Below are 14189 nucleotides of genomic sequence, written 5' to 3'. Positions count from 1 at the left end.
TAAAATAGACTCGGACTTTGCAGAATTATCCAAACGATGCGCTGGCTTGAAGCAGCTCAAAACCAATGCGCAAGGAAGTGATTGGAACGCCGTCGAGCTGATTTTGTACCCATTGCTGCTCACATTCGCGCTGGCACTTCGCCTGTGACGGACTCCTGCGGACTACCTAAGATAAGCCAAACAGGCTCAGGCACAAGCCCTCTCTACTTGCGGCCTATCTGGCACAACGGAAGTCAATGCCCAGCAACGGTGATACGCGGCTGGATTTAGAAGCAACCGAAAAACCTTAGTTTCTATCTGAAATTCCGAGAAACTGAACTTTCGCCGCTCGGAAGCTGAAATTTTGTGGAGTTTTCAGCCATCTACGGAAAGGAATTCTGTGATGGCGAAGCGCTACGAACTTTCAGATGAGGCATGGGATGTGATCGCTGATCTCTTTACCCCGACTCATAACAGAGGCAGGCCGCGATCCAGTGATCGCCTGATGCTCGACGGCGTGCTGTGGCTTTTGTGCTCAGGTGCTGCGTGGCGGGACATGCCGGAGCGCTTCGGACCTTGGCGAACGGTCTACCACCGCTTTCGGGATTGGCGGATCCGGGGAATCTTCGATCAGATGCTCAAGCGATTACACCTCAAGCTCAACGATCAAGGCCTCATCGACTTGCAGACCTGGATGATCGACTCAACCGCAATTCGAGCAACCCGCGCCTCATCAGGTGCAGGTAAAAAAGGGGGCCTGATGAACCTGCCTATCACCCTTTAGGCCGCAGTCGCGGCGGCCTCACGACTAAAATTCACACGCTTTTCGAAGCCCACGGCGTGCCGGTTCGGTTTCTTCTGTCCGGCGGTCAAGCCAGTGACATCAGCTACGCCAAGCCGCTGCTAGATGACGTCATCATTCCAACGAGCCTGCGCGGTCGGCCTCGCAAGCGCTGCCGCTGGCTCCTGGCCGACAAGGGCTACGACGCTGATGCTCTGCGGCGGTACTGTGATCGGTACCGGGTGCAACCGGTCATACCGCTACGTTGGATGTAGCGCAAACCCAAGCGCGGATGTTTGGCTGGCTGAAAGAAAACCGACGTATCGTGACACGCTTCGACAAGCTCGCGAAAAGTTACGCGGCGATGGTCTCGCTGGCTTGCGTCATGCGATGTTTGCGACACCTCTTTTCAGACAGAACCTAGGCTCCTCACCCCCACCTGGAGAGGGTGGGGATGAGGATTAAGCGGAGGGCCCTACTTTCTTGGAGAGAGGTGGATGCCCGCAATCATGCAACGCACGGAGCCTCCAGCCATCTCGACAGTGGGAACATCGAGCGGTACGAGCCTGGCCGAGCGCTCAATACGACCGCGTTGCTCTGCGGTGAGGCTGTTATAAGCCCTGCGCGAAAGAGCCAAGATGCGCCCGTCCCGCCCGGAGAGCTCAATGGCATTGCCGGCAAACTCATTGATTTGCTGGTTAGTCAGATCAATGACATCACGTCCCGACTCCATCAATCGCATGCGCACTTCCTCAGCGCGAGCCTTGTTTGTGAACGTACCGAAGCCCACCAGAGCGAACTCGGTCGCCACGCACATCAGCACGTTAGTGTGGTAGATCGGCGCCCCCTTTTCGTCTGCTGTATCAAACAACATCGGCTCGAAGTTGAAGTGGGTACTGAAACGCTCCAAGGCAATCGGATTAGCCCGATTTGAACGTGCTGTGTAAGCGACTCTGGACATGTGATCGAAGACCATTGCCCCGGTTCCCTCAAGGAACAGTTCATCCTGCTCAAGCCCCGAGTAGTCGATCACATCTTGAACCCGGTACTCCCGCTTGAGCATCTCAATGACATCCACTCGTCTTTCCCTTCGACGATTTGGAGAATACATCGAGTAAATCGCCACATGCCCGCCTGGGTGGGTCGAGAACCAATTATTGGGGAAGACGGAGTCGGGGGTGTTGTTCTCACCAAAGTCATCAAACAGGTGAACCCGCACACCCTCAGCTTCAAGCCGGCCCGCGGCCTGCGTGACCTCGCCCCGGGCAATCTCGGAGAGCGCTTGAGCAGCGATCTCAGAATTGGTGCTCTGGAATGAGTTATCTGCTGCCGTTTCCGGGTTGGGGGTGAAAGTATGTGGCCTGACCATCACCACTGCCGCAGGTGCCTGAATCGATCGCGTAGGAAATGCCATCTCGAAATTCCGATGTGTGCCTGATCTTGGAGTTATGCTACGCGTCGGATGCGTTTCTTGGCAGCCCGACCACGGGTATGGCTGAACAGATCCTTGGGATCATCCTCAACCCATGGCACCAGATCGATCTTCGTCCCCGCACCACGTTTCTCAGCTTGCTGCAGCACGTAGCGCAGTACCGAGTAGTCCTCAAGAGCAAAGCCCACGGAGTCAAACACCGTAACTTGCTCAGCGCTTTGGCGCCCTTCCTGTTCGCCCGTCAGCACTCGCCAGAGGTCAACGACAGGCGAGTCTGCTTCAAGCTGCTGGATGTCGCCTTCGATACGGGTTTGAGGCTCGTATTCCACGAAAACCCTGGCCTTGCGCAACACATCAGCGTGAAGCTCGGTCTTACCGGGGCAGTCACCACCAACAGCGTTCAGGTGCATGCCCGGCTCAAGCATCTCCGGTGTGATAATGGTTGCGTAGGCCTTGTCGGCAGTCACGGTGGTGACGATGTCCGCACCCCCTACTGCATCGGCAACACTCTGGGCACGCGTGATTTTGAGCTCTGAATATTCCTGCAGGTTTCGGATCAGTTTCGCGGTGGCAAGAGGATCGGTGTCGAAGGCCGCGATCTCCTGGATGCCGAGATGCTTATGGAAAGCCAGGGCCTGGAACTCACTCTGGGCGCCATTCCCGATCAATGCCATCTTGCGAGAGTTCGGACGGGCGAGTGCTTTCGCCGCCATCAACGAGGTCGCGGCAGTACGCAGAGCCGTCGCGATTGTCAGCTCGGACAGCAGGACGGGATAGCCAGTGTCGACATCGGCCAAAACCCCGAATGCCATGACTGTATGCAGATCTTTGAAAGTATTGGATGGATGGCCGTTCACATACTTGAACGCGTACTTACTGTTGTCAGCCACTGGCATTAACTCAATCACCCCAACATCTGAATGACTCGCGACACGGGCGGATTTATCGAATTCCGGCCAACGCTTGAAGTCCTCTCGGATGACCTCAGAAAGCTCTCCCAGGAACTGGACTACTCCAATGTCATGAACCAGATCAGACATAGTTGGAACATCGATGAAATGCGTCATTGTTTTGCACCTTATAAGTGCGCCCGCTCCCAGTCAGTGCACAGCGAGCGCCAGATATATTTTTGCCAACCCCAAAATTATGATGAAATATTGGTACAAATTGAAGCATACAGGTTGCCAGATTTATCAGATTTCTGGACAATTTGCTTACCCAACCTAGCAGTATGGCCAGCGCAGAATTATGGACAGCATTGATCGAGAACTCATCGCCCTCCTCCGAGACAACGCTCGACTCCCCATCATGACACTAGCCAAAAAGCTCAAGGTCGCTCGGGCTACCGTTCAAAACCGCCTCACCAAGCTGGAAGACAGCGGCATCATCATGGGCTACACGATCCGCCTACAATCAGACGCCATCGAGCGGGGAGTAAGGGCAATCACCAGTATCGGTATCAGTGGACATCACGCTGCAGAGGTCAAACACGCGCTGCGCGGGCATCCCAACGTGGTTGCCATTCATACAACCAATGGCCGCTGGGACCTCATGGCAGAGCTCCGCGCCGAAACACTCGAAGCCTTTGACAAGGCGCTGAACACCATCCGATCCATCCCCCACATCGAAAACACTGAAACCAGCATCCTGCTGTCGACGTTCAAAATGTAGGGAGATAGTAGGCTTTAGCACCAAAGCTGTGCAGCTGAGCAGAATGCTCAGCGAGCTACGCAGAATGCTGAATGAGCCCTCTAGGGCTGACGTTTTGTAGCGTTCCTGTTGACAACAGTGGCTGGCAGAATGGGCACTTCCCAGCCATTAGGGCGAAAGCCGGCAACAAAACAACAATAACCTTACACCGCTACTGAGATCTAATTATCTGACAATTTAGTCAGGTTATTCCTTCGGGATTACTGTTTTCGTCAGCGTAATCACGAGCACCTCCACTTCATGAGGTGCCCACGCGCATATAATCACCTTCCGTAAGGTATGGTGTATTAGGTTTCTATAAAAAAAGAATAAGAGGTCAATTATGCATCAATCGTGCAATTCGCAAGACGCGATACATGGCGACCGTCGAACACTTAAGCGACGATTGGAAAACAGACACATCCAGCTAATTGCCATCAGCGGCGCCATTGGCACAGGTCTATTCATGGGTTCCGGGAAGATGATCGCCCTTTCCGGATCATCAATCATCTTAGTCTACGCAATTATTGGATTCTTCGTCTTCTGCATCATGCGAGCAATGGGCGAGATGCTCCTCGCCAACCTTGAAATGGGCTCGTTCGCAGAGCTCGTCCATCATCACCTGGGCCCACGCGCCGGGTTCATTCTCGCCTGGTCTTATTGGCTTAGCTGGGTGGTCACCGCAGTGGGTGACGTAGTAGTAGTCGCCGGATTTCTTCAATACTGGTATCCAGATCTTCCTACCTGGATTCCGGCATTCGGCGCGATGTTCCTGCTCGTAGCGCTCAACATGCTCGCCGTCAAAGCCTTCGGCGAGGTGGAGTTCTGGTTCGGTCTGATCAAGATCATCGCCATCGTAGCCCTCGTGCTCACCGGCCTTTACATGGTGGCCACCTCCTACACCTCCCCTGGTGGTGTGACTGCGTCGTTCAGCCACCTGGTCGAGCCGGGCGTGATGATGCCGCACGGCGTGTTGGGCTTCCTGGCCGGCTTCCAGATCGCCATCTTCTCGTTCGTAGGCACCGAACTCATCGGCACCGCTGCAGCTGAGGCCCACAACCCCGAGAAAACGCTCCCCAAGGCCATTAACACCATCCCGCTACGGATCTTACTGTTCTACATCGCTGCGCTCGCCTGCATCATCAGCGTGATCTCCTGGGCCCACGTGCCTGCGAACCGAAGCCCCTTCGTCGAGCTGTTCCTGCTGGGCGGCTTGCCAGCGGCTGCCGGGATGATCAACTTCGTGGTGATGACGTCTGCGGCCTCCTCGGCCAACAGCGGCGTGTACTCTGGCTCTCGCATGCTCTACGGCCTATCGCACAACAAGCAGGCTCCTCAGACCTTCGGACGTCTGTCAGATTCAGGCACTCCCATCCGGGCACTGATGTTCTCCGGCCTGTGCATGACCATCGCGCTGACGTTGCTGTTTGTGATCCCAGACGTCATGGCGGTCTTCACCCTAGTCTCTACCATCTCGGCGGTCATGGTGATCGTGACCTGGTCATTGATCTTGCTGTCGTACCTCGCCTACCGCCGCAGCAGCCCTGAAGCCCATCAGCGATCAACCTTCAAGCTCCCCGGCGGCAAGCTCACTGCGGTGACGTCACTGGTGTTCCTGATGTTCGTCCTGTGTCTGCTTGCACTTGAAGCAGATACCCGCACCGCCCTGTATGTGATGCCTGTCTGGTACATCGGCTTGCTGCTGGCCTATCAGCGCAGCGCGAAGGCATCCGGCCATGTAGCCGTATCGGCGTTATGAGGGGATGCCCGTGAGCTCGACCACAGGCATCAAACTTGACGCTCTGACCAAAGAGCGCATCAGGGAAGCAGCAGGCTCGCTTGACCGAACGCCTCACTGGTTCATGAAGAAGGCCGTGATGTACTGGCTGGAGCGAGTTGAGGCGGGTGCCAGCGTTGCTGACATGCTGAACGAGGTCGAGCTCAAGGACGATGATCGGCTGAACAGCGTGCTGACCCGGCAGCGACTGCTGAACGCCGACTAGCGAAAGGTAACGACCGCAGCCAGTGCTGCGGTCGTGTCACTTGGGCCCCTCAAACGAGCGAGGCCTGAGCGAGACAGTGCTGAAAGCTCTCCAAGAACACCGTCTCCGCCATGGTCATCCTCTGCTCCCTGTTCCAGAGCAGGTGCAAGTCCACATCGACAATCCCTTCGTAGGGCGGCAGCCGCCAGAGCAAGCCTTTCTCCAGATCCTCATGGAGAAGGTGCTCAGGCATGCAACCCACTCCGTAGCCGGCACACACCAGCCTCTGGACTTCCTCGACGCTCGGCGAGGAAGCAACGATGCGCCCGGTGAAACCATGCTGATCGCGGAACATCGCAAGCGGCGAAAGGTTGCCGCCCAACTGGTCGCTCACGAAGCTCACAAAGTTCTCCCCACGCAGGGACTCGAGGCTGACATCGGTGCGCCCGAACAGCCGATGTCGCACACCACAGAAGAACGCATAGCGCTGATTGAGAAGCAGGCGCTGCTCCAGCTTGGGCTGAGGTATACGACACAGACCAACACCTGCCGTGGCGGTCTTCTGCAGCAGAGAACTGATGATGTCGGCACTGCGCATGACATCAATCTCCAGCTCGACTCGCGGGTGAGCCTCGTGGAAGTCACCCAGAAAATCGTCATAGACCCGCGACTGCACGCGACTGACGCTCAGGATCCGCACCTTCCCCACGACCTCATCGCTCCCTTTCTCAACAGCCGCACTGATACGTGACACGTCGCCATAGATATCGATGGCGATACGCAGCACTTCCTCCCCGGCAGCCGTCAGGTCGAAGCGCGGGCCACCTCGAAGAATGAGGGCACAGCCAAGCTGCTCTTCAAAACGCCTAAGCGCCTGGCTAACCGCTGACTGGGTCACATGCAACCTTGCTGCAGCCCTACTGATGCTGCCCTCCTGGCCAATCGCAAGGTAGGTACGCAGCAGGTTCCAGTCCAGGCGGTCGTTCAGAAATCGACGCCCTTCCCATTTGTTGACCAAAGCATCAGATCTTGAAGTTGGCGGATTCATTTACGGGCCCATTAGTAGAGCTGCTAATACGACGGATAAGAATTAGCAAATTGACTAATCATAGCCCCAAGGCGATAAATCCCGAAAGCGCCGAACAGAGCGCAACCGGTACAGCCAAACCTGCCCACCTGCCTATAACTCTAAGAAGGGCCTTGCATGCATACGTCAAACCAGCCGCGTCGTGCGGCGGCTGCCGCATTTGTCGGCACCACCATCGAGTTCTACGACTTCTACATCTACGCCACGGCGGCTGCACTGGTACTGGGTCAGGTGTTCTTCCCGAGCAGCAACCCTTTGCTCAGCACCTTGGCGGCATTCGGCACCTTCGCCGTAGGCTTCATTGCCCGACCGATGGCAGGCATGGTCTTCGGCCATCTGGGCGACCGTCTGGGCCGCAAGAAAATGCTGCTGGTCACCATGGTGCTGATGGGCCTGGCCACCACAGGCATTGGCCTGCTGCCCAGCTACGCCTTTGCTGGCATCTGGGCCCCCATCGGACTGATTGCCCTTCGAATTGTCCAGGGGATCTCTGTCGGTGGTGAGTGGGGTGGTGCCGTCCTGATGGCCAGCGAGCATGCGCCGGCCAAACGCAAAGTGTTCTACGCCTCGTTCGCTCAGCTCGGCAGCCCGGCTGGCCTGCTGCTCGCGCTGATCGCATTCCGCCTGGTGTCTTCCTTGGAGCCCGAAGAGTTCCTGAGCTGGGGTTGGCGTCTGCCGTTCCTGGCCAGTGGCGTCCTGATGCTGGTGGGTCTGGCTATCCGCTTCGGCGTCGAGGAAAGCCCTGAATTCCAAGCCGCCAAGGCCAAGCAAGAGGTCGTCAAATACCCGGTGCTGGAAGTGGTACGTGACTGCTGGAGGCAGATCCTGTTTGCCGCTCTCGCGGTGACCATCGGCTCTGCCGGCTTCTTCTTCACGAACACCTTCATGATCACCTACGTCACCACCTACCAGGGTATCCCTCGAGCAACCATCCTCGACTGCCTGTTCCTGGTGACCATCCTGCAGTTCCTGACTCAGCCACTGGCCGCGCTGCTGGCTGAACGCATTGGCGAAGGCCGCTTCCTCAAGCTGGTAGCCCTGCTGTGCATGGCTGTGCCCTACCCCATGTTCATGCTGGTCGGCACCCAAAACCTGGTGTTGATGACAGCCGGCATCGCCATGGCAGTGGTCACGCTCTCGGCACTGTATGCAGTGATCGCCGGCTACATGACCCAGGCCTTCCCTGCTCACCTGCGCTACTCCGGGATCTCTCTGGCCTACCAGTTGATTTGCGCTATCGCCGGGGGCAGCACGCCGATCATCGGCACGTTGCTGGCCGACCGCTTCGCCGGCCAGTGGCTGCCACTCGCCGTGTTCTTCACCGCGCTCTCCACGCTTTCTTTGATCGGCGTCTGTGGCCTCTCTCGCCTGCGTGGCGAGCAGCAGCAACCCACCCCCGCCATCGCTCGTTAAATCAGGAGTTTTCATGAGCAAGCCGCACAACATTAGCGATGTCGAATGGCAGGCACGCTGCGAACTGGCCGCGCTGTACCGGATGGTTGCGCACTTCCGCATGACCGATTTGATCGACACCCACATCACCCTGCGTATTCCTGGGCCTGAGCATCACTTCCTGATCAACCAATACGGCGTGATCTTCGACCGGATGCGCGCCAGTGATCTGGTACGCATCGACCAACATGGCAATGTGGTCGACCAGGCCAATGGCGAGCGCCGGGTGAACGCGGCTGGCTTCGTGATCCACTCGGCGATCCACATGGCACGACCGGACATGCACTGCGTGATCCACACCCACACCGCAGCCGGCATCGCCGTCTCGGCTCAGGAGCACGGGTTGCTCCCGATCAGCCAGCACGCGCTGAAATTCTACGGCAAGCTGGCCTACCACCAGTACGAAGGCATTGCCCTGTCTCTGGATGAACGCGAGCGCCTCATCGCCGACCTCGGCACGCACAAGGCAATGATCCTGCGAAACCACGGCCTGCTGGCCGGCGGCTCCAGTGTTGCCGAGGCCTTCCACGAGATTCACTTCCTAGAGCGCGCCTGCCAGGCGCAAGTACAGGCATTGGCCGGCGGCAGCAAACTCATCTACCCCAGCGAAGAAGTCTGCCGCCACACCGCCGCGCAGTTCCAACGCGACGAGTCAGCGCAAATCATCAGCCTGAGCTGGAACGCCGCCCTGACCTTGATCGAACACCAACGCGAGTCGTACTGCTCATGAAACCGCTGGTACTGCTTTCAACCGACCAGGCACTTCTGGGCCAACTGCAGTCTGCCTTCGCTCGCAGTGCTCCCCAGCTACGCGTAGTGCTGGCCAACGATCCCGCAGCCCAGGAGGCACAGGTAGCCGCATGCTGGTTCCCTCCCGTAGGTAGCCTCAGCGCATTACCCAACCTGAAGCTGATCCACTCGGTGGCTGCAGGTGTTGATCACCTGGCCAACGACCCGAGCCAGCCAGCCTTGCCAGTGTGCAGAGTCGTAGACCCAGCTCACCGCCAAGGCATGGCGGAGTATGTTCGCTGGGCGGTCATCCACTACCACCGGGACTTCGACCGAGCACTTGCCCAACAGCAGCAACAGGTATGGCAACGTCATCCTCAACGCCTCGCTGGTGAATACCGCATCGGCGTCATGGGGCTCGGCTCCCTTGGAGGGGCTATTGCCGGCGAGTTGGCCGAGGCTGGGTATGCTGTCCGAGGTTGGTCGAGGAGTGCCAGACAGCTGAGCGGCGTGCGCACATTCTCGGGCCCAGCGGAGTTCGACCAGTTCCTGGATGGTCTCGACCTGTTGATCAACCTGCTGCCATTGACCGATGCCACTCGCCGCATCCTCTGCCAGAAGACCTTTGAAGCCTTGGCGCCAAACGCGGCAGTGATCAACTGCGGACGAGGGCAGCACCTGCAGGTAGATGACCTGATCAACGCCGTCAACAGTGGCCGACTGCGCGGTGCGCTTCTCGATGTGTTCGAGAAAGAGCCGCTGCCTTTGGACAGCCGCCTCTGGAACACGCCGGGAATCGTCGTCACACCCCACATGGCCTCATGCGCTTCCCACGACTGTATTGCCCAGCAAGTTGCCGAGAACGCTCGGCGTCTGGCCTGTGCTGAACCACTCCTGAACCAAGTAGACCCCGCGCTCGGATACTGATCCCACCGCCTGTTTGAGGATTCACATCATGCATACATGCAATGGCACACGGCTGTGGGACAGCCTCATGGACATGGCCAAGGTCGGCCCAACCGCCAAAGGCGGCAACTGCCGCTTGGCACTGTCGAAAGAAGACCGAGACGGACGCGAGCTGTTCGCAAGCTGGTGCCGCGAGGCCGGAATGAGCATCCATGTTGATGCCATCGGCAACCTATTCGCCCGCCTGCCAAGCCGCAATGACGCCCTGCCCCCTGTGGTCATGGGCAGCCATTTGGACACCCAACCGAAGGGCGGTCGCTTCGATGGCATCTACGGCGTACTTGCCGGCCTGGAAGTGATACGTAGCCTTCAGGACAAAGGCCTGCAGCTCGAGCGCCCATTGGAAATCGCGGTCTGGACGAACGAAGAAGGCGCTCGTTTCACTCCTGCCATGCTCGGATCGGCGGTGTTCACGGGCGAGCTGCCCCTCGAGCAAGCGCTGTCCAGCCGCGATGCTGAAGGCGTCAGCGTTGCCGAAGCGTTGGAGCAAACCGGCTACGCAGGTGAGCTACCTCTGGGCCGTGAGTTCGACGCGTACTTCGAAGCACACATCGAGCAAGGCCCAATCCTGGAGGACGCCGGCCTGCCCGTAGGGTTGGTCACGGGTGGGCAAGCGATCTGCTGGCTGGACATCGAGATCAGTGGCCAGGCCGCTCACGCAGGCACCACGCCAATGCCTCTGCGCCGCGACTCCTTATTCGGCGTAGGGGAAATGATCACCGCACTGGAACAACTGTCACGCGACTTTGCGCCCAAAGGCCTTGTTACCGTTGGCCAATTGCAGATCGCTCGCTCTTCCCGCAACACCATCCCTGGCCACGTGGCGTTTACCCTCGATCTTCGCAACCACGAAGATGCCGCCATCGCTGACATGGAAGCCAGCGCCCGTGCACTCATCGACCAAATCGCCACCAAGCGTGGCTTGGAAGTCCAGATCAACCGTCACTGGCTGAGCCCGGCCACGCCTTTCGACCCGGCCTGCATCGATGCAGTACGCAAAGCCATCGAAGGCCTGGGCTACCCGTACCAGCCAATCGTCAGCGGCGCCGGCCATGACGCCATCCACCTGGCCCGTCACTGCCCAACCACCATGGTGTTCATCCCCTGCGTCGGCGGCCTGAGCCATAACGAAGCCGAAGACGCCTTGCCCAACGACGTGACCATGGGCTGCGACGTACTGCTCAACGCCGTGCTGACCCGCGCCGACAGACGCTGACTTAACCAGATCCACCCAGACGCCCAGCCAATTCAAGAAAGCTGGGCCCACGGGAACGCTTTGCCCAAAAACAAGAAGTAGCCGCTCCGCCTTCAGCTGCCAATAACAACCAGAACCCATCTTTCGGGAGAAAATGGCAATGACCAGCCCTGCGTACACCGAGGTTGCCAGCGCGCAACCACAACGCACCGCCGACATGAAAAAAGTCGCGGTCGCCAGTGTGATCGGCACCACCGTTGAGTGGTATGACCTGTTCCTCTTCGCCACGGCCTCGGCCCTGGTATTCAACAAGATCTTCTTCCCAGGCTTTGATCCCCTGGTAGGCACCCTCCTCGCTTTCGGCACCTTTGCTTCAGCCTACGGCGCCCGGATGATCGGCGCCGCGCTGTTCGGTCACTTCGGTGATCGCCTGGGCCGAAAGTCGATGCTGCTCATCTCGCTGCTGACCATGGGTGCGGCCACCTTCGCCATCGGCCTGTTGCCGAGCTATGAATCGGTGGGCATCTGGGCGCCGATCATGTTGCTTACACTGCGCATCATCCAGGGCCTGGCTCTGGGCGGAGAATGGGGCGGCGCCGTGCTGATGGCGGTGGAACATGCGCCAAAGCATCAACGCGGACTCTACGGCTCGTGGGTTCAGATCGGCGTACCGGCGGGGACGATGCTGGCCAACCTCGTGTTCCTGATGTTCGCCACCACGCTGACCAACGAGCAGCTGCTGGATTGGGGCTGGCGTGTGCCGTTCCTGCTCAGCGTTCTGCTGATCGGATTGGGCTTGTACATTCGCCTCAACATCCATGAGACACCGTCGTTCAAAGCGGTGGAGAACAAAGGCAGCCAAGTCAAAGTGCCGCTGTTCGAGGTGTTCCGCAAATACTGGAAGCAGGTAGTCCTGGGTGGTGTGGCAACTATGTCCACTGGCACCTCCTACAACCTCATCGTGGCCTTCGGCCTGACCTACGGCACCCAGACCTTGGGCTTCACACGTGGAGAAATGCTCACGGTAGTGCTGGTTTCCTGCGCTGCCTGTATCGCTATGCTGCCGTTCTTCGGCGCCCTCTCCGACAAGGTTGGACGCAAGCCGATCATCATCGGCGGGATCATCGCCGAGGCACTCGTGGCCTTCCCGATGTTCTGGCTGATGGATTCCAAAGTTCTCGGCCTGGCGTTCGCCGGTTACATGCTGATGATGACGGCATTCGCGGCCAACTACGGCCCCATTGCCACATTCCTCGCGGAGTTGTTCGGCACTCGAGTTCGTTACTCGGGCCTGTCGATCAGCTACATGCTTTCCGGCCTGCTCGGAAGCGCCGCAACCCCTCTGGTTACCACCGCATTGCTGTCGTGGACTGGCAAAGGCTCATCGATTGCCTGGTACATGATCGGCTCAGCCGTTGTTTCTCTGATCGCGCTGCTGCTACTCACTGAGACCTTCAAACGGGATATCGACCAAGCACGGCAGTAATTCCGTGCTGTACCCCCGAGTTTCTCTCGCCAACCAGGCGAGTGTTTCCTACTTCCGTTTGAAGAGATTCCAGATGAAAAAATACCTGATGAGTGCAGGCGTTTTCGCCTTGTCCCCTTTCGCTCAAGCCGATCTGGTGGGCGACAGCCATGCGAACCTTGGCCTGCGCAATTTTTACTTCAACAACGACTTCCGCGATCAGGCCGGCAGTCTCGGCCAGAGCAAAACCGAAGAATGGGCCCAGGCCTTCGTCCTCGACTTCAAATCCGGCTACACCGAAGGGCCAATTGGGGTCGGCGTGGATGCCCTGGGATTGATGGGCGTGACGCTTGATAGCGGCGATGGTCGCCACCGGGGCAGCAGCATGATCCCCGACGACGGCAGTGGCGCGGCCCAACAGTGGAGCCGCCTGGGCCTGACACCCAAGCTGAAAGTCGCCAACACCGAACTGCGATACGGCACGCTGATGCCCAAGCTGCCGGTGCTGACCTACAACGATGGTCGCCTGCTGCCCCAAACGTTCGAGGGGGCCCAGATCACCTCAACCGACCTAGATGGCCTGACCCTTACCGGCGGGCGCCTCAACCGTGCTACGGGCCGTGCCTCCAGTGACCGTACTGGATTGGCCGTAGCCGGCGGCACCCGTGAGAGCGACCAGTTCCTCTTCGCGGGTGGCGACTACCGGATCGGCAAACAACTCACGGCGCAATACTACGTTGCCAACCTCGAGGACTATTACACCCAGCACTTCGTCGGTCTCACCCACACGCTCCCACTCTCCGAAGGCCAATCGCTGCGCACTGACCTGCGCTACTTCCGCACCTTCTCCGATGGAGCCAACGACTCCGCTGCGGGTCGCGCAAGTGGATACCGAGTGGGCGGCTACACCGAGGACGGTGACGGCAAGATCGATAACCACACCTGGAGCGCAGCGCTGACCTATTCCGTCCAGGGCCACGCGCTCATGGCCGGCTATCAGGAGGTGTCGGATGGAAGCAACTTCGTCCAACCGAACCAGGGCTCCCTCAGCGGCAAGGGCGCAGGTGGTGCCAGTGTCTACCTCTACACCGACCGGATGCTCGCGAGCTTCAACCGAGCGGGCGAGCGTACCGCGTTTGCCCAGTACAGCTATGACTTCGCCGCTGCCGGCGTACCTGGCCTGAAATTCTTCCTGATGTACCTGAAGGGTGAAGACATCCGCACCACCAGCGGCAATGACGCGTCCGAGTGGGAACGGGATGTGGGCCTGGACTATGTCATCCAGGACGGTGCGCTAAAAGGCCTCGGCCTGGCCTGGCGCCATGGATTGCTGCACTCCGAAATCGACCCCAACCAAGAGCAGAACCGACTCATCGTCAGCTACACCCTGGCGCTTTTCTGATCCCTGACCATGTGCTGTCGGCGAGCCGGC

At 58.7% G+C, this 14189-nt stretch carries 12 protein-coding genes and 1 pseudogene; 10 read left to right on the top strand and 3 right to left on the bottom strand.

The features are described from left to right. The first annotated feature begins 382 nt into the window (after positions 1-382). Positions 383-1184, top strand: a pseudogene (locus tag CQW31_RS09555) (IS5 family transposase). A 51-nt stretch (positions 1185-1235) separates the two neighbouring features. Here CQW31_RS09555 and ctlX read toward each other — a convergent pair. Continuing rightward, a complete protein-coding gene (gene ctlX, locus CQW31_RS09550) occupies positions 1236-2174 on the bottom strand; it encodes a citrulline utilization hydrolase CtlX (protein ID WP_016712276.1) in 939 nt (312 codons plus the stop codon). 32 nt (positions 2175-2206) lie between these two features. After that, complete coding sequence (locus CQW31_RS09545) at positions 2207-3259, bottom strand: ornithine cyclodeaminase (protein ID WP_016712277.1); 1053 nt, start codon at positions 3257-3259, stop codon at positions 2207-2209. 181 nt (positions 3260-3440) lie between these two features. On the opposite strand from CQW31_RS09545, the gene CQW31_RS09540 reads away from it, so the two are divergent. The 3 genes from CQW31_RS09540 to CQW31_RS09530 all read left to right on the top strand — a co-directional run bounded on the left by CQW31_RS09540 (position 3441) and on the right by CQW31_RS09530 (position 5884). After that, complete coding sequence (locus CQW31_RS09540) at positions 3441-3863, top strand: Lrp/AsnC family transcriptional regulator (RefSeq protein ID WP_016712278.1); 423 nt, start codon at positions 3441-3443, stop codon at positions 3861-3863. Between the two features lie 361 nt (positions 3864-4224). Continuing rightward, on the top strand, positions 4225-5640 hold the full coding sequence (locus CQW31_RS09535; RefSeq protein WP_016712279.1) for an amino acid permease: 1416 nt from the start codon (positions 4225-4227) through the stop codon (positions 5638-5640). Positions 5641-5644: 4 nt separating this feature from the next. After that, positions 5645-5884, top strand: coding sequence for a hypothetical protein (locus CQW31_RS09530; protein WP_016712280.1), 240 nt, complete (start codon positions 5645-5647; stop codon positions 5882-5884). Between the two features lie 49 nt (positions 5885-5933). On the opposite strand, the gene CQW31_RS09525 is transcribed toward CQW31_RS09530, so the two are convergent. Continuing rightward, positions 5934-6911: a LysR family transcriptional regulator gene (locus CQW31_RS09525; RefSeq protein WP_050545241.1), complete on the bottom strand. Its 978-nt coding sequence runs from the start codon at positions 6909-6911 to the stop codon at positions 5934-5936. 156 nt (positions 6912-7067) lie between these two features. Here CQW31_RS09525 and CQW31_RS09520 point away from each other — a divergent pair, with 156 nt between their 5' ends. From CQW31_RS09520 to CQW31_RS09495, 6 genes are all read left to right on the top strand, one after another. Continuing rightward, positions 7068-8363: an MFS transporter gene (locus tag CQW31_RS09520; protein ID WP_016712282.1), complete on the top strand. Its 1296-nt coding sequence runs from the start codon at positions 7068-7070 to the stop codon at positions 8361-8363. Between the two features lie 13 nt (positions 8364-8376). Continuing rightward, the gene (locus tag CQW31_RS09515) at positions 8377-9132 is read left to right on the top strand and encodes a class II aldolase/adducin family protein (protein WP_016712283.1); all 756 of its coding nucleotides are present in this window, start codon (positions 8377-8379) and stop codon (positions 9130-9132) included. Beyond that, positions 9129-10058, top strand: a complete 930-nt coding sequence (locus CQW31_RS09510) for a glyoxylate/hydroxypyruvate reductase A (protein WP_029380237.1) — start codon at positions 9129-9131, stop codon at positions 10056-10058. Before CQW31_RS09515 ends, CQW31_RS09510 begins: the two co-directional genes overlap by 4 nt. A 28-nt stretch (positions 10059-10086) precedes the next feature. Further along, on the top strand, positions 10087-11313 hold the full coding sequence (locus CQW31_RS09505) for a Zn-dependent hydrolase (RefSeq protein WP_016712286.1): 1227 nt from the start codon (positions 10087-10089) through the stop codon (positions 11311-11313). 139 nt (positions 11314-11452) lie between these two features. After that, positions 11453-12778, top strand: a complete 1326-nt coding sequence (locus tag CQW31_RS09500) for an MFS transporter (protein WP_016712287.1) — start codon at positions 11453-11455, stop codon at positions 12776-12778. A gap of 73 nt (positions 12779-12851) precedes the next feature. After that, the gene (locus CQW31_RS09495) at positions 12852-14159 is read left to right on the top strand and encodes an OprD family porin (RefSeq protein WP_016712288.1); all 1308 of its coding nucleotides are present in this window, start codon (positions 12852-12854) and stop codon (positions 14157-14159) included. The last annotated feature ends 30 nt before the right edge of the window (positions 14160-14189 follow it).

The sequence above is a fragment of the Pseudomonas sp. 382 genome, from assembly GCF_002759075.1.
Taxonomy (GTDB): Bacteria; Pseudomonadota; Gammaproteobacteria; order Pseudomonadales; family Pseudomonadaceae; genus Aquipseudomonas; species Aquipseudomonas vlassakiae.
Note: the sequence above shows the minus strand (reverse complement) of the source record. Positions and strands in the feature narration are given on the sequence as shown.

Coding starts and splice junctions, on each gene's coding strand:
- CQW31_RS09535 (WP_016712279.1), top strand. CDS start 4,225: ATGCATCAATCGTGCAATTCGCAAGACGCGATACATGGCGACCGTCGA.
- CQW31_RS09530 (WP_016712280.1), top strand. CDS start 5,645: ATGCCCGTGAGCTCGACCACAGGCATCAAACTTGACGCTCTGACCAAA.
- CQW31_RS09515 (WP_016712283.1), top strand. CDS start 8,377: ATGAGCAAGCCGCACAACATTAGCGATGTCGAATGGCAGGCACGCTGC.
- CQW31_RS09540 (WP_016712278.1), top strand. CDS start 3,441: ATGGACAGCATTGATCGAGAACTCATCGCCCTCCTCCGAGACAACGCT.
- CQW31_RS09495 (WP_016712288.1), top strand. CDS start 12,852: ATGAAAAAATACCTGATGAGTGCAGGCGTTTTCGCCTTGTCCCCTTTC.
- CQW31_RS09505 (WP_016712286.1), top strand. CDS start 10,087: ATGCATACATGCAATGGCACACGGCTGTGGGACAGCCTCATGGACATG.
- CQW31_RS09520 (WP_016712282.1), top strand. CDS start 7,068: ATGCATACGTCAAACCAGCCGCGTCGTGCGGCGGCTGCCGCATTTGTC.
- CQW31_RS09525 (WP_050545241.1), bottom strand. CDS start 6,911: ATGAATCCGCCAACTTCAAGATCTGATGCTTTGGTCAACAAATGGGAA.
- CQW31_RS09545 (WP_016712277.1), bottom strand. CDS start 3,259: ATGACGCATTTCATCGATGTTCCAACTATGTCTGATCTGGTTCATGAC.
- CQW31_RS09510 (WP_029380237.1), top strand. CDS start 9,129: ATGAAACCGCTGGTACTGCTTTCAACCGACCAGGCACTTCTGGGCCAA.
- CQW31_RS09500 (WP_016712287.1), top strand. CDS start 11,453: ATGACCAGCCCTGCGTACACCGAGGTTGCCAGCGCGCAACCACAACGC.
- ctlX (WP_016712276.1), bottom strand. CDS start 2,174: ATGGCATTTCCTACGCGATCGATTCAGGCACCTGCGGCAGTGGTGATG.